The organism is Castellaniella hirudinis (assembly GCF_042651965.1).
Taxonomy (GTDB): Bacteria; Pseudomonadota; Gammaproteobacteria; order Burkholderiales; family Burkholderiaceae_B; genus Castellaniella; species Castellaniella hirudinis.
In genome coordinates this window covers 250,411-274,182 of record NZ_JBHSDY010000002.1, presented here as the reverse complement: position 1 = coordinate 274,182, position 23,772 = coordinate 250,411, and the positions used below count along the sequence as shown (strand labels likewise).

The following is a 23,772-nucleotide window of genomic DNA, read 5'->3' as shown; positions in this document are numbered from 1 at the left end:
GGTTGGTGAACAGGCTTTAGTGGATCCGCATGCCCGGCTGGGCGCCTTCCCAGGGTTCCAGCACGTAAATGCCGGGGTTCGCCTTTTCGTCAGCGTGGCTGGCCGCCAGCACCATGCCTTCGGACACGCCGAAGCGCATCTTGCGCGGCGCCAGATTGGCCACCAGCACGGTCAGCTTGCCGGTCAGGTCCTCGGGCTTGTACATGGACTTGATGCCTGAAAAAACCTGACGCAGGCGGCCTTCGCCCACGTCCAGGGACAGGCGCAGCAGCTTGTCGGAGCCGTCGACTTCCGTGCATTCGACGATGCGCGCGATGCGCAGGTCGATGCGGCCGAAATCCTTGATGTCGATGGTTTCTGCGATGGGTTCGCCGCCCGGGATCGTGGCCGGGGCCTGGGGCGGTTCGAACAGATCGTCCAGCAGGGCCGGATCGACGCGCTGCATCAGGTGCTTGAACGCGGCGATGCGCGCGGGCAGTTCGCCCGCGTCGGTCCAGACGTAGGTGCGGTCATGGCCGAACAGTTCGCGGGCGACGCGTTCTGTCAGGGCCGGCAGCACCGGCGTCAGCATCACCGACAGGGCTTCGAAGCCGGCCAGCGCGCGTGAGCAGATGTCCTGCAGTGCCGCCTGCTGCGCGGGTTCGGCCTGGGCGAAGCCCTTGGCCAGCACCCAGGGCTGGGCCGCGTCGAAGGCCTGATTGATCTTGTCGGCCTGCGCCATGATGCGGCGGATGGCGCGGCCGTACTCGCGCGCCTCGAAGTCGGCGCGGACCTGTTCGGCGCAGTCGCGCAGTTCGGCCCGCAGCGCATCGGTGTCGCCCGTGTAGGCCAGGGCGCCGTCAAAATGGCGCGTGATGAAGGTCGCCGCCCGGCTGGCGATGTTGACGTACTTGCCGATCAGATCGCTGTTGACGCGCGCGACAAAGTCGTCCGGGTTGAAGTCCAGATCCTCGACATGGGCGTTCAGTTTGGCGGCGATGTAATAGCGCAGCCATTCCGCGTCCATGCCGATTTCCAGATAGCGCAGCGGGGAAATCCCCGTGCCCCGGCTCTTGGACATTTTCTCGCCGCTGACGGTGATGAAACCGTGCACGTGCAGCATGTCCGGAATCTTGCGGCCGGAGAACTTCAGCATCGCGGGCCAGAACAGCGCGTGGAAATAAATGATGTCCTTGCCGATGAAGTGCACCTGCTCGGTGTCGCCGTCCGGCGCCAGCAGCGCGTCGAAGTCCAGGCCCTGCTTCTGGCAGTAGGCCTTCAGCGAGGCCAGATAGCCCACCGGCGCGTCCAGCCAGACGTAGAAATACTTGCCCGGCGCGTCCGGGATGGGAATGCCGAAGTACGGCTCATCGCGGGAAATGTCCCAGTCGGCCAGATTGGCCTCGGCGCCTTCGGCCGTCCCCAGCCACTCGCGCGTCTTCCCCAGCACCTCGGATTGCAGCCGGGCGGTGCCGTCCTTGCGCGTGCCCGTCGTCCATTGCTGCAGAAAGGCGGCACAGCGCGGATCGGACAGGCGAAAGAAGAAATGTTCCGAAGTGCGCAGCACCGGCCGCGCCTTGGTCAGCGTCGAATAGGGTTCGATCAGCTCGGTCGGGCTGTAGACCGCGCTGCAGACCTCGCAGGCATCGCCGTACTGGTCCTTGGCATGGCAGCGCGGGCATTCGCCCTTGATGTAGCGGTCCGGCAGGAACATGCCCTTGACCGGATCATAGAACTGCTCGATCTCGCGGGTGTCGATGAAACCGGCGGATTTCAGCGCGCGGTAGATGTCCTGCGACAACTCGATGTTTTCCTGCGTGTCGGTGCTGTGCCAGTGGTCGAACCGGATGTGGAAACCGTTCAGGTATTTCGGCCGCTCGGCCGCGTAACGGCCCACCAGCGCCTGCGGCGTGATGCCCTCGGCCTCGGCCTTGAGCATGATCGGCGCGCCGTGCGCGTCGTCCGCCCCCACGAAATGCACGGTGTGCCCCGCCATGCGCATGGACCGCACCCAGGTATCCGCCTGGATGTATTCCATGATGTGGCCAATGTGGAAAGAACCGTTGGCGTAGGGCAGGGCAGTGGTGACGAAGATCGTGCGCGACATGGGGTGGGAAGAGGGAAAAGGGCAAAGGGTTGATTCTATCAGGCGGGGTGTGGGGTGGGCGGGTGGGTGGCCGAGGGACCGAAGCGATGCTGAGTTGTGCCGTGACGATCCGGCGCTGACCTTGGATGTGACCATCTGTATCCTGGAGGATGGCGATCAGGCGGAATTGCTGACCGTGTTGCGTCAGCTTGCTCAGGCGTTTGGCGGTGGCAGAGCAGGCACATTTGAATCTAACGCAGCTTTGTCGGACGTTGTTCGCCAAGGGGAATCCTGTGCTGAGCAGCTTGACTGCGATTTTGAAGGCGAGAGAGCTGCGGTTGGCGGTACGACCGGCGGGGTTTGCTGAGTCTGAGTGTGGGGGATGACTCGAATCGGCCAGGAGCTGACATTCGGCGACCACCAAGGCGACCTACGTCAGCTCAGCAAGCCAGTCGCAGGTATCATGCGTGGCGACAGATCAACTGGCAGTTCGGTTTCGGCCGTGGCGGGCCAACTATCGCTTGACCGCTCTTTGTTCTCCCACATGCTCTCCTATACTTGATGAACGGGGATTGAAGGACGATGTTCGAAATTACTGGCGCACAAGTTGCCGACCTCAATGATGCCGATCTGCGAACACTCGTCGCACGTCTCGCCTTGGCAGAATTGCGGGCTCAGGATTGCCCCAGTTCGTCGGTAACCTCTGGCGGCAATCAGGATGCGGCCGATGGCGGGCTTGATGTCCGGGTTGAGTGCCCGTCCGTACTGCCGAGGCCTGATTTCGTGCCGCGCCAGCACACAGGGTTTCAGGTAAAAAAGCCCGACATGCCGGCGGGCGCAATCCGCGATGAGATGCGTCCTCGCGGCGTATTACGGCCGGTCATCGCTGAACTCGCCGCTCGCTCCGGCGCTTACATCATCGTCAGCGCGCAAGGATCGGTCGCAGACAAGCCGCTGAACGATCGTCGCGATGCGATCCGGGCGCAGCTCGACGATCTACCTGAGGCCGGACAGTTGCATAGCGACTTCTACGATCGTGAGCGGCTGGCGACCTGGGTCAATCACTATCCCGGAATCGCCGCTTGGGTCCGCACGCGACTCGGCATCGGTATGTCGGGCTGGAGCAACATCGGCGATTGGTGCGGCGTCGGTGTGAGCGAAGAGACGCCCTACCTCTTCAACGACAAGGCCTGCCTAACCGATGAGAGAACGAGCGACCGCGAGCAACTCACCATCGGCGAAGGTATCGCCCGACTTCGCGTCTCTCTGACCAAAGCTCGCCAATGTATCCGGCTGATCGGCTTGTCCGGCCTTGGAAAGACACGTCTCGTGCAGGCACTGTTCGAGGATGGTGTGGGCGAGGCGCCGCTCGATCCTGGGCTTGCCGTCTATACCGACTATTCGGCGGAGACTTACCCGACCGCACGAGACATGGCGCGCCAGTTGGTAATCGCACGGCAACGCGCGATTCTGATCGTCGACAACTGTAACCCTGCGACGCACAGTGAACTAGCCCGCATCTGTTCTGAAGCTGGGAGCCAAGTCAGTCTCTTAACTGTCGAATATGATGTTCGCGACGACGAGCCCGAGCATACCGAGGTGTTTCGCCTGCAATCAGCATCACCCGAGATGGTAGAGCTGTGGCTAGAAAAGACCTTCCCCAATGTGACGCAGGTCGACCGGCGAACCATATCGGAGTTTAGCGACGGCAACTTCCGCGTGGCGCGCGCGCTCGCCGAAACGCTCGGAAAAGGCGAAACTCTGGGAAAACTCAAGAGTCGCGACCTCTTCGAGCGGATTTTTCATCAGCGCAACGAGCCTGACCGGGATCTGCTTTCCACTGCCGAAGATCTTGCCCTGCTCTATTCGATCGATGGCGAGGACACTTCGGAGGGCGGTGAACTTGCGCGGGTCGCCTCCATTCGCGGTGTTCCTGTGGCGGCGATATATGCGGCGCTGAACGCGCTTCGACAGCGAGGGATCGCGCAGTTGCGGGGACGGTGGCGCGCCATCCTGCCGCATGCGATCGCCAATCCACTCGCCGGGTTCGCCCTTGAACGCATACCGCCAGCCAATTTCGATCGCTTCTGTGCGTCGCTTACAGCGCGGATGCAAAAGTCCCTTTCGCGCCGCCTTGGCTATCTGCACGACAGCGCCGAGGCGCGGGCCGCGGTCGAGCGCTGGCTCCGTGCCGACGGGCCACTCGGCGATCTTGCGGCATTGGGAGAAGACGGCGTTCAGATCATCGCCAACATTGCCCCAGTCGCGCCCGATGCCGTGCTCGCGAGGATCGAGCGAGATATTGCCAGCCCAAATGGCGGCGAGATACTTGATCCGCAGTCGAGCAACCGGTGGCAATGGATACGGTTGATAAAGCTCCTCGCTTACGATCCGCCGCTGTTTGACCGCGCGGCAACCTTGCTTGCGCTGTTCCTTTCCGCTGAATCGCCCGACCACCACAACAACTCGGCATTGGACATGTTCGCCGAGCTGTTTCACCTGCACCTGTCCGGCACCAAAGCTTTGCCAGATCAGCGGCGAGCGCTCGTCCGCCGGTTCGCGCAATCGGGTGATCCGGCTTTGGCGCGCTGCGCCGGCGTCGCCCTCGATGCGCTGCTGAAGGCGCACCATTTCAGTTCATCCAGCGACTTCGACTTCGGCGCCCGGTCACGGGACTATGGCTGGCACCCGCCGACCTATGGTGACATCTGGGCCTGGTACAACAGCGCGGTCAACCTGGCGGTCGAGCTCTCGCCAATGATCGATAACGCAAGGGACCACCTTGCCCACAGCGTAAGAGGGCTGTGGCGCTTCAGCGCCTGTCACGATGCGCTCGAACGGGCAGCGACCCACTTTTCTTCCGAGCGACCTTGGATTGAGGGGTGGATCGGCTTTCGCACAGCGCTGCGCTTCGAGGGCGACGCGATGCCGGATGAGGTGCGCACCCGTCTCGTGGCGCTCATCGAACGCCTGAAACCCACCGATCTTCTCCATCAGGCCCGTGCGGTCGTACTTGGGCGCAGCAGTTTCGGTTGGGATGTCGCTGATGGCGATACGGATGAAGGCGACGTCATGAAACCCTATGAGCGCGCCTCTCAGCTAGCGAAAGAGATCGGTACCGCACTCGCGCACGACCCGGAGACGCGCTCTGTCTTCATCGCCGAATTGCTAGTCGAACAAAATCCGCAGCGCACCTATGAATGCGGCATTGGCCTGTCGGATGGTGCCGCCGATCTTGATGCGATGTGGCGGGAACTGCTGGACCTCTTCTCCGCCGCCGAGGCGGACAGCCGGAATGCGACGGTGCTGGGCGGGTTTATCCATGGCGCGCACGCCAAGGATTCGGCCTTTGCCAACACTACGCTAGAGAATGTGATCCAGAATCCCGATCTCGCCGCGAGTCTGCCGTATCTTCAGGCACGTGTTGCTATCGATACCCAAGGCATAGCGCGGCTTCGGCGTGCGATCAAACGTGGCGTCCTTTCGGCGCAGAATTTTCAAAGCATCGCCAATGGCAGTGTCGTAGAGTCTCCACCCGACGCACTTGGCCCGCTGCTCACCGACATCGGCAATCTAGCCGACGGCGTCGAGATCGCGCTCGACATATTGCAAATGCACTTCTACCGCGATCGAGAAGAAGGCCATCAACGCGCGCCATCCTTGATCGCTGTTGGCCGTGAGCTGCTACTGCGCGCTGACTTCGGAAAGCAGCCGTCGTTACGCTATTTTGGGTTGCATACCGTTATTCAGGTCTGCTGCGCCGGACCTGATGGAGAGGCGACATTACGGGAAATCTGCGCTCGCGTACGGGCCCGACTGGAGACTGCCTATCTCTCATCCTACGATCTTGGTTATGTCCTGAAGGCGATCTTCGAGACCAATCCCCTGATAGCACTCGACGAATTCCTGCTCCCCGAACTCGGGCCGAGAAATCGGAGGCTGCTTGAGAGGGACCACGAGTTTGGCACGCCTGTGGAAGATGTCGGCTCCGAGACCCTTGTTCAGTGGGCGAATATCGATCCGGATCGGCGCTATCCGCTGCTCGGCGAATGCATCCCCATGTTCAAGCGGCAGCAGGGCGAAGAGGAGAATGGTGTCTCCACGCTCTTCCTGGAAATATTGGGCCACGCGCCAGACAAGCGGGCGTTCCTCGGTGATATTTGGTCACGGCTACATCCGCGCGGCTGGAGCGGCTCGCTCGCCGATATCCTGGTTCAGCGTCGCGCGGCTATCACAACGCTGGGTGACAATTTTGGAGGTGAAGTTCGGCAATGGGTTACTGACATGCTGCCTGAACTCGAACGCTGGATCGAACATGAGAGCAAGCGCGATCTGGAAGGCGAGCAGAGTTTCGAATAGCTGCTGATCCGTGCGTCCCCAGCGAGGCTCTGACGCCGATCGCGGCTTTCGCGCAGGCTTAGGCCAGGCCCGCCGCCCTTTGCATTTCTTCCTCACAGCTTCGCGCTGGGCGAATAGCCGGTTTCGACCCATAGCCGCCCCTCACCACGGTTGTAGAGATGACCGCTTTCTGGAGCCAAACGGCCGTTGGTGGCGAGCCTGTGAATCTGACAAATGATGGTGTGTCGGCGTCAGCACTGGATGGGCCTGTGCGCTGAGGCTAGTATTGTTCCCGCGCTTGCCGGGAAAAGCGTTCCCGAGCCAATCCGATGTAGCGACCGCTATGCAGATACTTTGACACTGGTCCGCACGCCGGGGCATGGTGTTCCGTGACATAACGCCACATCCTGCTGCGAATTCCGTTTCCAAGAACGTCGCTTTTCGCCACCTGCTCGCGAGCGATAGAGTCTGCTCACTGCAAAAGTGTCTTCACTTGAGAGACGAGCTCGTGGTCAGGAAAGCGTTCACAGGCCACTGACCAAATCTGCTTCGCCTTTGCATGGTCGCCACTGTTCCAATGCACACCGCCGAGCTCGAACATTGCCACAGCATATTCGGGATCTAGGGTGACCGCCCGATGTAAGGCGTCGATCGCCTGTTCCGCCTGCCCAAGATGCGCGTATGCCACTCCGACCTGAAACCAACTCATTGCGTCCGGCTGGAGCGTTTTGGCCTGTTCCAAGAGAACCGGTAGACTTTCGTCAAAGCGGTTTAAAAAGTTCAGCGCTGTTCCAAGGCAATAGCCATAGTGGCCGCCTTCGAGATCGTAGGCCTTGCGGAAACAGCGTTCAGCCTCCGCCCAGTCCCCATTCTCCTGCGCCCAATGGCCCAGGCGATCCCACGGCAATGCGGCGTCATCCGCGCTGACGTGAGCGATATGACGGTCGAATTCATTCCTGAATTCGGCGTAGGTTTTCTTGAGGTCATAACCCTGCCCTCGCAAGTATAAGTTACTCATTAACAGCTCCCATCGCCCTTGCGAGCTGTCAGGATGGATTTGGACGTAGCGCTGCCAGAAGGCACGAGCTTGCACTGCGTTGTTGATCGTGGTGCGGCCGAAACTCGCTACCAGTCGCAGGCACCACGGCCAAATCCATTCGTAGTGGTCGGCCTGACCGATTAGGGCATTGATCTCGCGGAATGCTGCTGCTCCCTGGTCGAGGTTGAACAAGACGTTGACGCGCCATCCGGAAACCGCCGTCATCCGCCCCTGATTGCGATCTACGAATACGACTTGATCGAAGTGATTCAAAGCGTCCTTGTAATGGCCGATCCGAACGAGATGGTTGCCCATGGCATAGTGGGCCTCGGCCAGATTCGAATCTAGCCGCAGCGCTTCACAATAGTGCTCAATGGCCGAATCTTGATCGCCGAGTCGCTCGAAGCTTGAGCCTAGATTCTTGTGGATCAGGGCCGCCAACTCGGAGTCGTCTATAAGTCCCGGATCTGCAAGGGCGGTTTGATAGGCCAACTTGGCCTGCTCATCGTCAGGAACCGCCGAATACGCATTTCCAATGGTGTAATGCAGGCTGGCAGCCAGAAAGCGGCCACTTGCGAGTTGCCGCTGGAAAAACGCGATGCCTTCGACGATCCGCTCAGGATGCCAATCTCGGCGCGCCATGCCGAGATTGATCTCCGACATATAGGGGATGCTCATGAAGTCGTGATCAGCGCCGAGCGCTGCGGCGAACCGCTCGAAGTTTGCGCTGATCACGTCGTCTGCATTCTGGTCATAAAGCTGCTGCAGTAGCGTCGCCGCTTGGAGCTGATCCTCCGGGACGTGGACCTCCGGTGCGGCGTCCAGGATGGCGTTTTGTAAGTCTTTAGGACCGGCGGAGGTTTGAGCGACTCGACGGTCCCTCGAAGACTTGGCGCCGGACCGCGCGAGCGCGGCCACCTTACACAATCGATCGATCGTCATCTCGCGCGTGAAGGTGACGGTGACCGAGCTTTGGTCCGTCCATGAACGCCCGTTGTGCTCGTATTGCTGCAGGACAGCGTCGGCTAGGCAGATGCGCAACGTACCCGTCGGAACGTGGTAGCAGGCGTAGAAACTGTAGGGCTGCATCAGCAGGTAGTTCAGGTTCGCGCGCTCGACGGAAACGCTGAGCGACCCGTCAGCATTTAGGTTCCGGGCTGTACCTTTCACCTGAACATGCACCCGGACGTTTGTCGCCAGACCGCTCGCGACGACCTCAATCTGGCAGTCTGTGCCGTAGTCCTTGCGGTCAGACGCCTGAAGGATAAAACAACCGCTGTCGGCCAGCCGCTTTTGGAAGGCAGCGAGAGCTTGGTCCTCTATTTCATGGTTCTGATCACGGCGCGGCAGTTCGTCGAACGGATTCATAAGTGTCTGTCTATTGTGGGCGGCTGGCGATGCGTTCCAGCCCCATCGATCGTCATTGTCAAAAGCATGATTGCATCAGCCGTAGCCAGGCTCGGATACTGCGCCGGAACTGCTCACCTGCACCGAGTTCGCAATTTTTTGCGTTGTGGATCTGCCAACTCGCAACTATTTCGGGTAGCGCCGATTCTTGCGGTAGGAAGTGCTTGTTCGTCGCTCTCGATGAAGTCTGAATAGACACCACTTGCTTCAGCAAATCGAAGTGCCCTTTCCTGTGGGGAGGCCCATCCGGCAGCAAGACCGTTCTGTACCCATTTCGACTCGACCATATCTATCGCCTCCAGGTAGTGAGAGATCGTTGGTAGCGAGTCTTGAGAGAACCACTTCAGCAGTTGCTCCTGCAGGTCCCAATTGACTGGGGAGCTGCGGCTACGAAGGCGACTCGCCACTTTCGCACAATTGGTGGTTCGATTGGTATTTTCGAGAATGCGCGCGACAGCTGGAAAGTCCGTATACCCACTGTTGTCCATGAGCACCGGCGCCATCGCATAAGGTAACGGCCTATAGGCCCGGTCCCACGTCACGTTGAGCGGTTTCTGGCCGCGCTTGACCGCAATCGGTGGCGTCAGCCCTACAACACGTATTTCGCTACTGCCCCCCTGCAAAAAGACGAGCCTATCGCCAATCGTCAGCGGACTGCTGGTGGGGTGCATCAGGTTAGTTCGATGACAGCCGGTCTGCCCGAAGCTGCCAAACTCCCAGAACGGATCTCGGCGCAGATCGCTATCGCCAGAGGGTCGACGTAGATAGACGAAGTAGAGCATCAGATAGCTTCCTCCAGCAGGTTCCTTAACCAGGGCTCTGCCTCGGGATAATGGTCGGCGTCGAGCACAAACTCCTGCCCTTTTGCGGCGGAGCGCAACAGCACGCCTTGGTCATCATGCCCCCATCGTGAACCCGCAGGGTGGTATGACAGCGGAGGCCGAGTGCTGTCAGGCAGGAACCAACCCGGTAGGCGCCACAGCGTCCGTGAGCCTCCGGCTGCCGTAAGACGAAGAGCATCCTTGAAATACGGGAACTGCCCCGCACCGAACGAGGCACGATTTACATATCTTGAAGCTGTACCGGCGACATACAAATTGTTCAAATCGCTGTCGTAATGGTCGGGTTTTGCCACGTGAGGATGGGCCGCAATCCACGGATGCCGCCTCAGGCAATCTTCGCGTTGAGTCACAATGGGAAGCACTTCTGCGACTTCGAGCCAGCCAAACATTACGTGAAGGTTCGGCGCTGAAGCCGCATATCGCCAGCGACCACCGACTCGTTCGACTTTTCGGAACCACCCGAAGAATAGGAATACGTCTCCCGCACCGAATTTTTGACGGGCTAGATGTCCGTGCGCCGCACCGGTCTGACCGAGCGCCGGCCGCCACCCAGGCAGTCGCTGGTCTGATGCCCGAGAAAGATCGGGATCCAGATGTATGTGGGTCTCCATAGACAAGCGGCCGCCCGACAGGTCATGGAGCAGGCCGTCCACGTCTATGTCCACGCTGGTCAGTTTGATGTCTTTCATCGTGAGATCGTCATGTGCGGCCGGGATCGGGAGAGGCACTAGACGGCCATCAGGAAGAATCGGACTAGCAATCCGCCCGTATTGCGAATCGAAGCCTTTCCGGGAAAAGCAAATTTTCATCGTCAATCAGAAGATAAAGAGAAATGGAAACCTCCACCGAACGGGCATCAGCAGTCCGGGACCATTGCAGTATGCCGGATGTCCGGCGTACTCGTCTGTCCGCTTTTGGAATCGATATAGCCGTTCTAGCGGTGCAACTCTTTTTCTTTGAATGACCCCTCCTGGCCGATAGCAGCCATCGTGCATGATGAAATGAGCTCCTGGTAATCTCCCCAATCCGCTCTCCAATTTGACATAACCCAAAAATACTGATATTTTATACAGCAATAGTGGCGGCACACAGTGTGCTGCCACGTTGCTTTGGGAGAAAACCATGACCGCACCTAAACGTGTTGCCTGGAAAGATATCGTCGCGCCGCCGCTGAACTGGGCGGCCCCAAAGATATCCGATCAAGACTCCGAATCCAGCGAAAATCAGCAAGACAAGAAAGAGCAAGGCTCCGACAAGTAACATTCTGTCGTCTTGCTTGCGGGCGCGTTTGAGCAGCACCGCCCCAAGCTCGGATTAAACGAACGGCCCCTGCAGATTGCTTCTGCAGGGGCCGTTTCAGTGGACGGTAGCGGTCGCCTCAGTGGCGTAAGCAGCTAACGCAGCCAAAGCGTCTAAAAGAGAGACACCCGTCGATCACGGAATCTCCCGCATCTCAATATCCGTCACGTCCCGCTCCCGTGCCGGTTGAGCCGTCCGGGACCAGGCGCCAGGCGGCATGGTCGGACGACGGCGCTCCGCCCAATACGCTTTCACTCCAAAAGGCCGGCCCTTCAGCCGGGCGACGATGTACAGCACGCCGATCGCCAGGGCGGTCGAGGCCATGAAGACAAACGCCATCACCAGGCCGAAGAAGGCCAGGACCAGGAACAGGATGGCGCGCAGGATTTGTTGGATCAGGTTCATAAGGCTTGGACTCCTGTGGCCGGAAAAAGTTGCGCGTGAGGCACGAGCGGGCGCCGGACGGGCGGGCGCAGCATCCGGCCGGTTCCGGAAGATACTCCATGCCTATCCATATTGGGGTCAATCGGCGGATTTCCAGGGGAATCCGCTATGCTTCTGGTTTCGACTGTTTTCACCCGAATTGCTATGGCTACCACGATACAGGACATCCGCGCGATCCTGTCCAGGGTCATCAACCCCGATACCCGGAAAACGCTGGCGGTGACCGAGCCCGATCTGCAGATCGTCGCTGCGGGCGATGCCTTTGATATCACTGTAACCCTGGGCTATCCCTTGTTCAATGGCGAGCAGGCCCTGGGGGCCGCCATCCGGACCGCGTTGGACGCGGGCGGTGCGCGCTTGGGCAAGCTGGCCTTCCAGGCCAGGATCGCCGCGCACGCGGTGCAGCGCGGGCTGCGCCCCCTGGACAATGTCCGCAACATCATCGCCGTGGCCTCGGGCAAGGGCGGGGTCGGCAAGAGCACCACAGCCGTCAATCTGGCGCTGGCGCTGCACAGCCAGGGCGCGCGCGTCGGCCTGCTGGACGCCGACATCTACGGCCCCAGCGTGCCCATCATGCTGGGCCTGTCGGGCAAGCCGAAAAGCGCGGACGGCAAGAGCATGGAGCCCATGATGGGCCACGGCTTGCAGGCCAATTCCATCGGTTTTCTGATGGACGACGACGGACCGGCGATCTGGCGCGGCCCCATGGTCACGCAGGCGCTGACGCAGTTGCTGTCGCTTACGAATTGGAACGATCTGGATTATCTGATCGTGGACATGCCTCCGGGAACGGGCGATATTGCCCTCACCATGGCCCAAAAGGTTCCGCTCACGGGGGCGGTCATCGTCACCACCCCCCAGGACCTGGCCCTGGCCGATGCCCGCAAGGGCCTGATCATGTTCCAGAAGGTGGATGTCCCGGTGTTGGGGATCGTCGAAAACATGTCCGTTCATGTGTGCTCCAACTGCGGGCATGCCGAGCCGATCTTCGGCCAGGACGGCGGCCGTCAGTTGGCGTCGACCTATCACCTGCCTTGGCTGGGCGCCTTGCCGCTGCAGCTCGACATCCGCCAGGAAACCGACTCCGGCCGGCCCAGCGTCGTCGCTTCGCCCGACGGCGAGGCCGCGCGCCGCTACCAGGAGATCGCCCGCCAGTTGGCCATCCACGTGGCCGGACAGCCGCTGGACGATTCCGGTTCGCGGCCCCGGGTCGTGGCGCGCACGAGCTGATGCTTCAGGGGGCGCTGACCAGATTCGTCAGGAGGGAGCATCGGCCGGGCGGGTCCGGCCGGCGCCTCCCCGGGATGCGACGGGCGTTGCTCGGCCTGGGGATCGCCGCCTGCGCCCCCGCGCTGGCGGCGCCGCCGGAAGTCATCATCGATCCGGGCGGTGCGCCGCCCAAGGTGTTACAGGCCATTACCAATGCGGTCGGCGCCATCACGCGTCTGACCGAGGATCAGGACGTGCGCGAGGTCTCGCGCCTGCGGCGGCGCGCCTGGGAAGCCGCCCAGGCCGCTTTGCAGACCCAGGGTTATTTCGGCGCGACCGTGACGCTGGACGTCACGCCGGGCGCGGCGAACGGCGGTGAATTCTGGGACATCACGATCGATGTCGGCGAACGCGCCCGGGTGCGCCAGCTCGGGCTGCGCTTTGACGGCGCGCTGGCCGGGGATGCCTACGCATCCCGCCGCCAGGCCTTGCGGGACGACTGGTTGCTGAAGCAGGGCATGCCCTTCATCAACGACGACTGGAGCCGGGCCAAGACCGAACTGCTGGACGAAGCCTCGCGCCAGGATTTTTACTATGCGCGCTACGCGCACACCCGGGCGGCGGTCGATCCCGAGGCGGCCAAGGCCGACCTGGACGTCGAACTCGACAGCGGGCCGCCGGTGCGGCTGGGCGAGCTCCAGATCGTCGGCCTGAAGCGGGTGCCCGAATCCCTGATCCGGCGCTATGTGAATTACGATCCGGGCGAGGCCTACGACCAGACGCGCCTGGAGGACTGGCAGCAGGCCCTGCAGTCCACCACCTTTTTTCGCGGCGCCTTCGTCACCCTGAACGATGGCACGGCGCCGATGCAGGGCGCGGACGACACGCCGCCGGGCTCGCAAAAGGACGCGCAAAAAGGCGCGGCCGCGCCCGCCGCAGCGCCGGAACCCGTACGGCCCACAGGCACCGATCCCGTCACGCTGCCCGTGCGCGTCCAGGTGACCGAAGGCCCCGCCCGTTACGCCAGCGGCTCGCTGGGCGTGGACAGCGACCACGGCGTGCGGGTCGAGGGGCTGTACCGCCAGAACGTGGTCTATGGCCTGCCGGTCTGGATCGAGACCGGCGCCGGGGTGGACAAGAACCGGCAGCGCGCCTTTTTCGACGTGCATTTGCCGCCAAGCATGGACGGCAATCAAGACAGTTTCGGCGTGCTGTACGAACATTCGGACATCGAGGGCCTGGAGACCAGCCGCACCGGCCTGGGCTGGAAACGCAGCCAGACGCGCAAGGCGGCCGGCAGCAGCCGCGTCGAATACGAGGTGCGCTGGGGCGGGCTGGTCGCCTACGACAAGACCCGTATTTCCGGCTATTCGCGCTATGAGGTCCCCAGTTGGGCGGCCACCTGGCAGTGGCTGCGCCGTGACGTGGATTCCAAATACGACCCCCGTGAAGGCAATCTGGTCGAGTTCGGCCTGGGCGTGGGCACCACCCTGGACGATGGCAAGGAGTTCTACCGCAGCAGTCTGCGCGCCCAGCAGTGGTGGCCGATCGGCGAGCGCGACGTGCTGACCGTGCGCGGCGAAATCGGCAAGGTCTGGTCGCACACCAATCGTCTGCCCCAGGATTTTTCCTGGCGCACCGGCGGGTCGCGCAGCATCCGCGGCTACCGGTATCAGAGCATCGGGCTGGAACGCGGCGATGCCATCATCGGCGCGCCCGTGCTGGGCGTGGCCAGCATCGAATACACGCACTATTTCGCCGACGTGCTGGGCGCCAATCTGTTCATCGACGCGGGGGACGCGGCCGAATCCTTCGGCCAGTTCGACTGGCATCTGGGCTATGGGGCCGGCCTGGCGGTGCGCACGCCGGCCGGGCCGTTCTATGTCGACCTGGCCTGGGCGCAGAAAGACCGCCGCCTGCGGCTGCAATTCTCCCTGGGGATCGCGTTTTGAAGGGGCGTATCGGGCGCGGCCTGCGGGCCTTTGGACTCTGGGGGCTGCCGCCTATCGTGCTGGCGCTGCTGCTGGCCATCGGTTTCGCCGCCTGGTGCGTGTCCAGCGCCACCGGCACCCGCTGGCTGTTGCGTACGGCGGCCAGTCAACTGGGCGGCGAGGCCTACGGCGTGCGCGGCACGCTGGTGAACGGCTTGTACGTCGAGGGCCTGTCGATCGCGCTGCCCGACGTGGACGTGCGCGTGGTCGGGCTGCATCTCAAGGCGCTCTGGCCGGAACTGCTGGATCGCCGCCTGCACATCAACGACCTGTCGGCCGTGCGTGTGGACGTGGACGTGCGCACCACGCCGGCTGCCGACGCGCCCGATGCCTCCGCCGAACCTTTCCGGATGCCGGCGCTGCCGCTGGGCCTGCGGGTGGACCGGCTGGCGCTGGGGGGGCTGGGCCTGCGCATCGATGGCGAGCCGCTGCCCGTCGATCTGTTGTCCGTCTCGACCGCCCTGACGCTGGACGCCGACACGGCGACCGTGACGCTGGACCAGTTGCAGGCCGCGCACGAGAACACGCTGCTGAAGCTGGACGGCAACCTGGCCTTGCGCGGATTGGCGGCGCCCTGGCCCTTCGAGCTCAATCTGCATGGTTCCGCCCAGGATCGCAGCGCGCAATCGCCGGTCTGCCTGCGGCGCTTGCTGGCGGCCGGCGGTGCGGCGGCCCATGGCGATAAAGCCGGAAGCGCCAAAGCGGACGGCAAGCAAACCAACGGCAAGCAAACCGGCAGCCAGCAAATCAACGATCCCGCCGAAGAAACCTGCCGCGTCGATCTGGACCTGCGCCTGGCCGGGACCTTGCAGGCCCTGCATCTGCAGGCCAGCGGGCAGGGCGAGGGCATGAGCTTGCAGGCCTCGGCCGACATCCAGCCCGGCCAGTCCTTCCCGCTGGGCGCGGCGCAGGTGGAGGTGAGCCTGCCGGGCGACACCCGGGTGACGCTCGCGGTCACCCCCGAAGCGCCGGATGCGGACGGCCTGAGGTCGATCCAGGCCCGGTGGGCGGTGCGCGATTTGCGCCCGGATCCCTGGCTGCCATCGGACCTGGGGCCGTCGCTGCTCAATCTGCAAGGCGAGCTGCGCGCCCGCCTGGATGCCGGGCAGCGGCTGCATGACCTGGGGCTGAGCCTGGCGTTCGACGGCCCCAATCGCTGGAACGGCCAGCCCTTGTCGGGCAAGATCCGGCTGGATCGCCTGTCGCGCGTGGGCGGCGTGCTGTTCGACGCGAATGCGGCGGGTCCGGTGGATGTGCTGGGGATTCAGGCGGCAGGCCTGGATGCCGATCTGGCGCTCGGACCGGATCGCATCCGCGCCGCAGGGGATGCATCGGCACAGACAAGCAAGCTGACCTTGCAGGCCAGGCTGCCGGCCCTGGCGGCGCTGTGGCCCGGCCTGCCGGGCGGCGCGGACCTGGATTTCGACGTGGCCGGCCCCTTGACCGATCACCGGGGGCGCTTGAAGGCCCGTTACACCCCGCCGGACGCCCGCGCCGGCGTGCCCGGCCAGGCGCCCATGAGCCTGGACCTGGCTTTTGGCGGCGGCTGGACGCAGGCGCAGGGCTGGCGCGGCCAGATCGGCACGCTGCGGGCCGAGCATGCCGGCCTGGTCCTGGACAGCCGGGCGGCGGTGCCGCTGGCGCTCGACGCCGAAGGCGGCTGGCAGGTCGGCCAGGCGGTCCTCGGGCTGGCGCTGGACGGCGAATCCCTGCTCAGCCTGCGCCACCAGGCCTCGGCCGGCGGCCCCGGCCATTGGGAAACGCGCGGCGCGATCGATCCCCTGACCCTCACCCCGGATCGCATCACCCGGCTGCAGGCCTGGCTGGGCCAGGGCGGTACGCAGCCGGGCGGGGTGCGCACCGAGCTGTCCGAACAGGCGCGCCGCAGCCGCCTGGACGCCAGCCTGGACTGGAACCTGAAATTCGACGGCGCCCTGGCCGGCGAACTGCATCTGATCCGCCGCAGCGGCGATCTGATCGTGCCCGGCGACGTGCCCATTCAGCTGGGCCTGCAGGACGCCCGCCTGGACATCGTCATCCGGCGCATCGGCGAGGGCCTGAGCCGCGCCGATGCCGACCTCCAGGTCAGCACCCGCAAAATGGGCCGCATGCGCCTGCGGGCCGATACGCCGATCCATGCCACCCCGGGCGGGGGGCTGGCGCTGCGGCAGCAGGACGAGCAGCATCTGCGTTTCGAGGCCGAGTCCCAGGACCTGGCCTGGCTGAACCTGCTGCTGGGCGGCGAGATGGAAGTCGGCGGGACCTTGCAGGCCGACGTGCAGGGCCGCAGCCTGCCCAACGGCCGCTGGACACTGTCCGGTCCGGTGCGCGGCGACGGGCTGCGCCTGCTGATCGCCGACCAGGGCGTGCGGCTGCTGGACGGCACCCTGCAGGCCCGTTTCGACGGGACGCAGGTGCTGCTGGAGCACCTGCGCTTCCCGGCGGTGCGCCGGGTGGCCCCCAAGGAGTGGCGGACCGCCACCTGGGTTGCGGAAAATCCCGACGCCCAGAACGGCGCCCTGGATCTGTCGGGCGACTGGGATCTGCTCGAAAGTCAGGGCCGGGTGAACATCGCCTTCCGGCGCTATCCGATCCTGCAGCGGTCCGACCGCTACGCCATGATCAGCGGCGACCTCCAGATCGAGGCGACCCTGCCTGAAATCCAGCTGGGCGGAAAGATCACGGCCGACGCCGGCTGGTTCGACCTGGACATGCTCAACGCCATCCCGTCCCTGGACGGCGACGTGGTGATCCTGAAACCGGGGGCCAAGGACGCGGCGCCGCCCGAATCGCCGCCGATGGACCTGCGGGCCGACCTGACGGTCGATCTGGGGCCGCGTTTCTACCTGACCGGCTTCGGCCTGGATTCGGGGCTGATCGGCAGCATGGACCTGCACATGAAAGCCGGCAAGCTCACGGCGCTGGGCCAGTTGCGGACCCGGGGCGGCGCGATCAATACCTACGGCCAGCACCTGCAGTTGCGGCGCGGCACCATCACCTTTCAGGGCGACGTGGCCAATCCCGTGCTCGACATCCAGGCTCTGCGCACCGACGTGGCGGTCCAGGCCGGCGTCCGGGTGGCCGGCACCGCCCGGCGTCCGCGCATCGACCTGATGTCGATCCCCGAGGTCAGCGAAACCGAAAAACTGTCCTGGCTGCTGCTGGGCCACGGCCCGGACCAGGGCGGCGCGGACATGTCGCTGCTCTTCTCGGTCGGCAGTTCTTTCCTGTCGGGCGGCGAGCCGTTCTATAAACGCTTTGGCCTGGACGAACTGAGCATGCGATCGGGCGAACTGGGCAGCACCGGCAGCATTCTGCCGGTCGAGAACGTGGTCAGCGGCCTGGACGCGGGCGCCAGCCCCATCGAGCAGCGTTTCGTCCTGGCCGGCAAGCGCCTGACCGACGACCTGCGGCTGAGCATGGAGCAGGCGATGGCGCAGACCGGCACGGTGGCGCGGCTCAGCTATCGGCTGATGCGCGGCCTGCAGGCTGAGGTCACCACGGGCACCGTCAGCGGCCTGGCGCTGGTCTATCGCTGGTTCTCGATGGATTAAGCGTGGACCTGGCACGGCCCGCGCGCGCCGCACGCCGTGGATGTGCCTTAAAATACCGCAACTTTGAGCAGAGGGCGTCCATGAGCATCAAAAACGACCGCTGGATCCAGCGCGCTGCGCAGGCCGGCATGATCGAACCTTTCGAACCCGGCCAGGTGCGCTCGGTCAACGGCCAGCGGATCGTCAGCTACGGCACCAGCAGCTATGGCTACGACGTGCGCTGCGCCGACGAATTCAAGATCTTCACGAACATCAACTCCACCATCGTCGACCCCAAGGCCTTCGATGAAAAGTCGTTCGTGGACTTCAAGGGCGACGTGTGCATCATTCCGCCCAATTCCTTCGCCCTGGCCCGCACGGTCGAATATTTCCGCATTCCGCGCACGATCCTGACCGTGTGCCTGGGCAAAAGCACCTATGCCCGCTGCGGCATCATCGTCAACGTCACGCCGCTGGAACCCGAATGGGAAGGCCACGTGACGCTGGAATTTTCCAACACCACCCCCCTGCCGGCGAAGATCTACGCGGGCGAGGGCTGCGCCCAGATGCTGTTCTTCGAAAGCGACGAGGTCTGCGAGACCTCGTACGCCGACCGAGGCGGCAAATATCAGGGCCAGCAGGGGGTCACCCTGCCGCGCACCTAGCGGTCGCTTGCTGACATGAAATTTCGTTTTCCCATCGTCATCATCGACGAAGACTATCGCTCCGAGAATGCCTCGGGCTTCGGTATCCGCGCCCTGGCGTCGGCCATCGAGGCCGAGGGCGTCGAGGTCCTGGGGGTCACCAGTTACGGCGACCTCAGCTCGTTCGCGCAGCAGCAAAGCCGCGCCAGCGCCTTCATTCTGTCGATCGACGACGAGGAATTCGACGAGGATTCCCCCGAAGACGTCGCCAACGCGATCAAGAACCTGCGCGCCTTCATCGGCGAACTGCGGTTCCGCAACGAGGACATCCCCATCTACCTGTACGGGGAAACGCGCACTTCGCAGCACATCCCCAACGACATCCTGCGCGAACTGCACGGCTTCATCCACATGTTCGAGGACACGCCGGAATTCGTCGCGCGCCACATCATCCGCGAGGCCCGCGCCTACCTGGACAGCCTGCCGCCGCCGTTCTTCCGCGAACTGCTGGAATACGCCTCGGACGGCTCCTATTCCTGGCACTGCCCCGGCCACTCGGGCGGGGTCGCCTTCCTGAAAAGCCCCGTGGGCCAGATGTTCCACCAGTTCTTCGGCGAGAACATGCTGCGCGCCGACGTCTGCAACGCGGTGGACGAACTGGGCCAGTTGCTGGACCACACCGGCCCGGTGGCCGAATCCGAACGCAATGCGGCGCGCATCTTCCACGCCGACCACTGCTATTTCGTCACCAACGGCACGTCCACGTCCAACAAGATCGTCTGGCACGCCAACGTGGCGGCGGGCGACGTGGTGGTGGTGGACCGCAACTGCCACAAGTCGATTCTGCACGCCATCACCATGACCGGCGCCATCCCGGTGTTCCTGCGCCCCACGCGCAACCACCTGGGCATCATCGGCCCGATCCCTCTGGAAGAATTCGACCCCGAGAACATCCGCAAGAAGATCGAGGCCAATCCCTTCGCCCGCGAGGCCGCCAACAAGCGCCCGCGCATCCTGACGCTGACCCAGAGCACCTACGACGGCGTGATCTACAACGTCGAGATGATCAAGGAAAAGCTCGGCTCGGAAATCGACACCCTGCATTTCGACGAGGCCTGGCTGCCGCATGCGGCCTTCCACGAGTTCTACGAGGACATGCACGCCATCGGCCCGAACCGGCCGCGCAGCAAGGACACGATGATCTATGCGACGCACTCCACGCACAAGCTGCTGGCGGGCCTGTCGCAGGCGTCGCAGATCGTCGTCCAGGATTCCGAGGACCGCAAGCTGGACCGCAATCTGTTCAACGAGGCGTTCCTGATGCACACCTCGACCTCGCCGCAGTACGCCATCATTGCGTCCTGCGACGTGGCGGCGGCCATGATGGAACCCCCGGGCGGCACGGCGCTGGTCGAGGAATCCATCCGCGAGGCCCTGGATTTCCGCCGCGCCATGCGCAAGGTCGAGTCCGAATTCGGCAAGAACGACTGGTGGTTCAAGGTCTGGGGGCCCAACCGCCTGGTGGCCGAAGGCATCGGCAACCGCGAAGACTGGGTGCTGGGCTCGGGCGACGAGTGGCACGGCTTCGGCGATCTGGCCGAAGGCTTCAATATGCTCGACCCGATCAAGGCCACGGTGGTGACGCCGGGGCTGGACATCTCGGGCACTTTTGCCGATTCCGGCATCCCGGCGGCGCTGGTCTCGCGCTACCTGGTCGAGCATGGCGTGGTGGTGGAAAAGACCGGCCTGTATTCCTTCTTCATCCTGTTCACCATCGGCATCACCAAGGGCCGTTGGAACACGCTGCTGACCGCCCTGCAGCAGTTCAAGGACGACTACGACCGCAACCAGCCTCTGTGGCGGGTGCTGCCGGAATTCAGCCGCTCGCACAAGCGCTACGAACGCATGGGGCTGCGCGACCTGTGCCAGGAAATCCACGAGGCCTATCGCCACTACGATTTCGCGCGCCTGACCACGCGCGTGTATCTCAGCGACATGGTGCCGGCCATGCGGCCGGCCGACGCCTATGCGCGCATGGCCCACCGCGAGGTCGAGCGCGTGCCGGTCGACCAACTGGAAGGCCGCGTCACCGGCGTGCTGCTGACCCCCTATCCGCCGGGCATCCCCCTGCTGATTCCGGGCGAGCGCTTCAACCGCGACATCGTCGATTACCTGAAGTTCACCCAGGAATTCAATCAGCAGTTCCCGGGCTTCGAGACCGACGTGCACGGGCTGGCCTACGAGACTGACGAGCAGGGCAAGCGGCATTACTACGTGGACTGCATCCGCGAAGGCGCCTGATTCCTGTGCGTACCGGATTTGACGCGCCGGCGGTCGGTGCGGTGACAGCCGGGGCGGCCGCATGAGCCGCGCCCCTTTCGATGTCGCCGTCATCGGGGCCGGCGCCGCCGGCATGATGACCGCCGCCGTGGCGGCCCAGCGCGGCCTGCGGGTGGTGCTGATCGACCACGCCGAACGGCTGGCGGAAAAGATCCGCATTTCCGGGGGCGGGCGCTGCAATTTCACCAACCTGGGCGCCTCCCCGGCGCAATTCCTGTCGCGCAATCCCGATTTCTGCCGTTCCGCCCTGCGGGCCTACGGGCCGGGCGACTTCCTGGACCTGCTGCGCGCACATGGCGTGTCCTGGCATGAAAAGCACCGGGGCCAGTTGTTCTGCGACGACTCCAGCGAGTCCATCATCCAGGTACTGCGCCGCGAATGCGACGCGGGCGGGGTGCAGTGGCGCATGCCCTGCACGGTCCAGGCCGTGGCGCGGGAAACGGACGGCTTCCGCCTGGATACGGACGCGGGGCCGATCCGGGCCGCGCGGCTGGTGCTGGCCACCGGCGGTCTGGCGATTCCGCAACTGGGCGCCACCGATTTCAGCCTGCGGATCGCACGCCAATTCGGCTTGCGCATCATCGAGCCGCGCCCGGCGCTGGTGCCGCTGATGTTTGACGCGGACCAGTGGCGGCCCTACGCGGCCCTGGCCGGGGTGTCCCTGGAGGTGCGTCTGTCGCACGAGGACGCTGCACCGCAAGGCAGTACGCCCGGCGCGGGTTCGGCCGCGTCCTCGGGCCGGGCAAAGCGGTCCCGCCGCCCGCCCCGCGCCGAATTCCTCGAAGACCTGCTGTTCACCCATCGCGGCCTGTCGGGGCCGGGCATCCTGCAGATTTCCAGCCATTGGCGTCCGGGCGACCCGATCCGCATCGACCTGTCGCCCGGCCTGGACATGGGGGACGCCCTGGTGGCGGCCAAGTCGGGCGGCCGCCAGACCGTGGCCGCCGCGCTGGCCCAATCCTGGCCCCGGCGGCTGGCCGAGACCTGGCTGGAGGCCGCGGGCCATCCGACCGATGGCGGGGCAGGGGACGCGGCCTTGGCGCCGATGGACGCGCAGGACCTGTCCGGCCTGGCCGGCCTGCGGCTGGCCGACGCGCCCGACCGCCGCCTGCGCGCCTTGGCCGAACGCATCCACGGCTGGACGCTGTGGCCCACGGGCACCGCCGGCTACAAAAAAGCCGAGGTCATGAGCGGCGGCGTGGACACCGACGAACTGGACCAGCGCAGCCTGGAATCGCGCCGCTGCCCGGGCCTGCACGTGGTGGGCGAGGCGGTGGACGTCACCGGCTGGCTGGGCGGCTACAACTTCCAGTGGGCCTGGGCCTCGGGCGCGGCCTGCGGGCGGGCGCTAGAATCGTCCGTGACATAGCCATCGTCATCGGAGGACGGACATGCACAAACCCCTGCACGGCATCCGGGTGCTGGAAATGGGCCAGCTCATCGCCGGACCGTTCGCCGCCAAGATGCTGGGTGAATTCGGCGCCGAGGTCATCAAGATCGAGCCGCCGGGGCAGGGCGATCCCTTGCGCAACTGGCGCCTGTTGCACGAGGGCACCTCGGTCTGGTGGCAGGTGCAGTCGCGCAACAAACAGTCCGTGACCCTGGACCTGCGCCAGCCGGAAATCCAGGATGTGGTGCGCCGCCTGGCGGCCGAATGCGACGTGGTGGTCGAGAATTTCAAGCCCGGCACCCTGGAATCCTGGGGCCTGGGCTGGGACGAACTGCACGCGATTAACCCGCGCCTGATCATGCTGCGTGTCTCGGGCTACGGCCAGACCGGCCCTTACCGCGACCGGCCCGGCTTCGGCGTGGTCGCCGAGGCCATGGGCGGCCTGCGGCATCTCAGCGGCGAACCGGGCCGCACGCCGGTGCGCGTGGGCGTGTCCATCGGCGATTCCCTGTCGGCCCTGCACGGCGTCATCGGCGTGCTGCTGGCGCTGCGCGCCCGCGACCGCGACGGCACGGGCCAGATGATCGACGTGGCGCTGTATGAATCGGTCTTCAACATGATGGAGAGCCTGCTGCCCGAATACGCCGTGTTCGGCGAGGTCCGCCAGCCGGCCGGCAGCAGCCTGCCGGGCATCGCCCCCAGCAACGCCTACGCCTGCCGCGACGGCTACGTGCTGATCGCCGGCAACGGCGACAGCATCTTCCGCCGCCTGATGCAGGCCATCGGCCGGATGGACCTGGGCGACGATCCGGCCCTGGCGCACAACGCCGGGCGCGTGGCCCGGGTGGCCGTCATCGACGGCGCCATCGGCGACTGGGCGGCGTCCCGCACCCAGGACGAAGTGCTGGAGATCCTGAACACTGCGCGCATCCCCGCCGGGCGCATCTACGACATTGCCGACATCGCCGCCGACCCGCACTACCGCGCCCGCGACATGATCCTGGACCAGCCGCTGCCCGACGGCACGCCTTGCCAGGTGCCCGGCATCGTGCCCAAACTGTCCGCCACCCCGGGCGGCATCGACCGGCCGGCGCCGGCGCTGGGCGAACACACCGATGCCGTGCTGGAGCGGCTGGGCGTGGACGCGGACACGCGGGCACGCTGGCGGGAACAGGGCTTCGCTTAACCGCCTTTCCGGGGCGCAGTGTCGCCCGGACTCCACAGGGTTTTC

At 64.4% G+C, this 23,772-nt stretch carries 14 protein-coding genes and 1 pseudogene; 10 read left to right on the top strand and 5 right to left on the bottom strand.

Translation table 11 applies throughout. From position 1 onward, the window contains the following. Positions 1 to 16: 16 nt before the first annotated feature. The gene (metG, locus tag ACFO0J_RS03430; protein WP_376811653.1) at positions 17 to 2,086 is read right to left on the bottom strand and encodes a methionine--tRNA ligase; all 2,070 of its coding nucleotides are present in this window, start codon (positions 2,084 to 2,086) and stop codon (positions 17 to 19) included. Positions 2,087 to 2,135: 49 nt separating this feature from the next. Here metG and ACFO0J_RS03425 point away from each other — a divergent pair. Together ACFO0J_RS03425 and ACFO0J_RS03420 are read left to right on the top strand one after the other, a co-directional pair. Then, positions 2,136 to 2,451: pseudogene (locus ACFO0J_RS03425) on the top strand (helix-turn-helix domain-containing transcriptional regulator). Positions 2,452 to 2,647: 196 nt separating this feature from the next. Then, positions 2,648 to 6,424 carry a hypothetical protein gene (locus ACFO0J_RS03420; protein WP_376811652.1) on the top strand — a complete coding sequence of 1,259 codons (3,777 nt, stop codon included), beginning with the start codon at positions 2,648 to 2,650 and terminating at the stop codon, positions 6,422 to 6,424. 451 nt (positions 6,425 to 6,875) lie between these two features. Here ACFO0J_RS03420 and ACFO0J_RS03415 read toward each other — a convergent pair whose 3' ends face one another. The 3 genes from ACFO0J_RS03415 to ACFO0J_RS03405 form a co-directional block, all read right to left on the bottom strand. Next, the gene (locus tag ACFO0J_RS03415) at positions 6,876 to 8,810 is read right to left on the bottom strand and encodes a tetratricopeptide repeat protein (RefSeq protein ID WP_376811651.1); all 1,935 of its coding nucleotides are present in this window, start codon (positions 8,808 to 8,810) and stop codon (positions 6,876 to 6,878) included. A gap of 113 nt (positions 8,811 to 8,923) precedes the next feature. Continuing rightward, the gene (locus ACFO0J_RS03410) at positions 8,924 to 9,631 is read right to left on the bottom strand and encodes a hypothetical protein (RefSeq protein WP_376811650.1); all 708 of its coding nucleotides are present in this window, start codon (positions 9,629 to 9,631) and stop codon (positions 8,924 to 8,926) included. Then, positions 9,631 to 10,500, bottom strand: coding sequence for an Nmad3 family putative nucleotide modification protein (locus tag ACFO0J_RS03405; protein WP_376811649.1), 870 nt, complete (start codon positions 10,498 to 10,500; stop codon positions 9,631 to 9,633). Before ACFO0J_RS03405 ends, ACFO0J_RS03410 begins: the two co-directional genes overlap by 1 nt. Before the next feature lie 313 nt (positions 10,501 to 10,813). On the opposite strand from ACFO0J_RS03405, the gene ACFO0J_RS03400 reads away from it, so the two are divergent. Beyond that, positions 10,814 to 10,951, top strand: a complete 138-nt coding sequence (locus tag ACFO0J_RS03400) for a hypothetical protein (RefSeq protein ID WP_376811648.1) — start codon at positions 10,814 to 10,816, stop codon at positions 10,949 to 10,951. Positions 10,952 to 11,125: 174 nt separating this feature from the next. Here ACFO0J_RS03400 and ACFO0J_RS03395 read toward each other — a convergent pair whose 3' ends face one another. Further along, a complete protein-coding gene (locus tag ACFO0J_RS03395) occupies positions 11,126 to 11,395 on the bottom strand; it encodes a hypothetical protein (protein WP_376811647.1) in 270 nt (89 codons plus the stop codon). Between the two features lie 183 nt (positions 11,396 to 11,578). Between ACFO0J_RS03395 and apbC the strand changes: the two genes are divergently transcribed. From apbC to ACFO0J_RS03360, 7 genes are all read left to right on the top strand, one after another. Further along, positions 11,579 to 12,664 carry an iron-sulfur cluster carrier protein ApbC gene (apbC, locus tag ACFO0J_RS03390; RefSeq protein WP_376811646.1) on the top strand — a complete coding sequence of 362 codons (1,086 nt, stop codon included), beginning with the start codon at positions 11,579 to 11,581 and terminating at the stop codon, positions 12,662 to 12,664. 74 nt (positions 12,665 to 12,738) lie between these two features. Next, complete coding sequence (locus ACFO0J_RS03385) at positions 12,739 to 14,595, top strand: autotransporter assembly complex protein TamA (RefSeq protein ID WP_376811645.1); 1,857 nt, start codon at positions 12,739 to 12,741, stop codon at positions 14,593 to 14,595. Next, positions 14,592 to 18,188 carry a translocation/assembly module TamB domain-containing protein gene (locus ACFO0J_RS03380; protein ID WP_376811644.1) on the top strand — a complete coding sequence of 1,199 codons (3,597 nt, stop codon included), beginning with the start codon at positions 14,592 to 14,594 and terminating at the stop codon, positions 18,186 to 18,188. Before ACFO0J_RS03385 ends, ACFO0J_RS03380 begins: the two co-directional genes overlap by 4 nt. Positions 18,189 to 18,268: 80 nt before the next feature. Next, positions 18,269 to 18,832 (top strand): dCTP deaminase, encoded by a 564-nt coding sequence (gene dcd, locus ACFO0J_RS03375; protein WP_376811643.1) that lies wholly within the window; start codon positions 18,269 to 18,271, stop codon positions 18,830 to 18,832. 15 nt (positions 18,833 to 18,847) lie between these two features. Further along, a complete protein-coding gene (locus ACFO0J_RS03370) occupies positions 18,848 to 21,112 on the top strand; it encodes an Orn/Lys/Arg family decarboxylase (RefSeq protein WP_376811642.1) in 2,265 nt (754 codons plus the stop codon). 61 nt (positions 21,113 to 21,173) lie between these two features. Beyond that, positions 21,174 to 22,520 (top strand): BaiN/RdsA family NAD(P)/FAD-dependent oxidoreductase, encoded by a 1,347-nt coding sequence (locus tag ACFO0J_RS03365; RefSeq protein WP_376811641.1) that lies wholly within the window; start codon positions 21,174 to 21,176, stop codon positions 22,518 to 22,520. A 22-nt stretch (positions 22,521 to 22,542) separates the two neighbouring features. Continuing rightward, entirely contained in the window at positions 22,543 to 23,727 is a 1,185-nt protein-coding gene (locus tag ACFO0J_RS03360) for a CaiB/BaiF CoA transferase family protein (RefSeq protein WP_376811640.1), read from the top strand. Positions 23,728 to 23,772: the final 45 nt, after the last annotated feature.

What these genes read in the sequence shown, in the direction of transcription:
- ACFO0J_RS03415 (WP_376811651.1), bottom strand. Translation starts at nt 8,810, where the DNA reads ATGAATCCGTTCGACGAACTGCCGCGCCGTGATCAGAACCATGAAATA.
- ACFO0J_RS03365 (WP_376811641.1), top strand. Translation starts at nt 21,174, where the DNA reads ATGAGCCGCGCCCCTTTCGATGTCGCCGTCATCGGGGCCGGCGCCGCC.
- ACFO0J_RS03360 (WP_376811640.1), top strand. Translation starts at nt 22,543, where the DNA reads ATGCACAAACCCCTGCACGGCATCCGGGTGCTGGAAATGGGCCAGCTC.
- apbC (WP_376811646.1), top strand. Translation starts at nt 11,579, where the DNA reads ATGGCTACCACGATACAGGACATCCGCGCGATCCTGTCCAGGGTCATC.
- metG (WP_376811653.1), bottom strand. Translation starts at nt 2,086, where the DNA reads ATGTCGCGCACGATCTTCGTCACCACTGCCCTGCCCTACGCCAACGGT.
- ACFO0J_RS03385 (WP_376811645.1), top strand. Translation starts at nt 12,739, where the DNA reads ATGCGACGGGCGTTGCTCGGCCTGGGGATCGCCGCCTGCGCCCCCGCG.
- ACFO0J_RS03410 (WP_376811650.1), bottom strand. Translation starts at nt 9,631, where the DNA reads ATGCTCTACTTCGTCTATCTACGTCGACCCTCTGGCGATAGCGATCTG.
- ACFO0J_RS03370 (WP_376811642.1), top strand. Translation starts at nt 18,848, where the DNA reads ATGAAATTTCGTTTTCCCATCGTCATCATCGACGAAGACTATCGCTCC.
- ACFO0J_RS03395 (WP_376811647.1), bottom strand. Translation starts at nt 11,395, where the DNA reads ATGAACCTGATCCAACAAATCCTGCGCGCCATCCTGTTCCTGGTCCTG.
- dcd (WP_376811643.1), top strand. Translation starts at nt 18,269, where the DNA reads ATGAGCATCAAAAACGACCGCTGGATCCAGCGCGCTGCGCAGGCCGGC.
- ACFO0J_RS03400 (WP_376811648.1), top strand. Translation starts at nt 10,814, where the DNA reads ATGACCGCACCTAAACGTGTTGCCTGGAAAGATATCGTCGCGCCGCCG.
- ACFO0J_RS03420 (WP_376811652.1), top strand. Translation starts at nt 2,648, where the DNA reads ATGTTCGAAATTACTGGCGCACAAGTTGCCGACCTCAATGATGCCGAT.
- ACFO0J_RS03405 (WP_376811649.1), bottom strand. Translation starts at nt 10,500, where the DNA reads ATGAAAATTTGCTTTTCCCGGAAAGGCTTCGATTCGCAATACGGGCGG.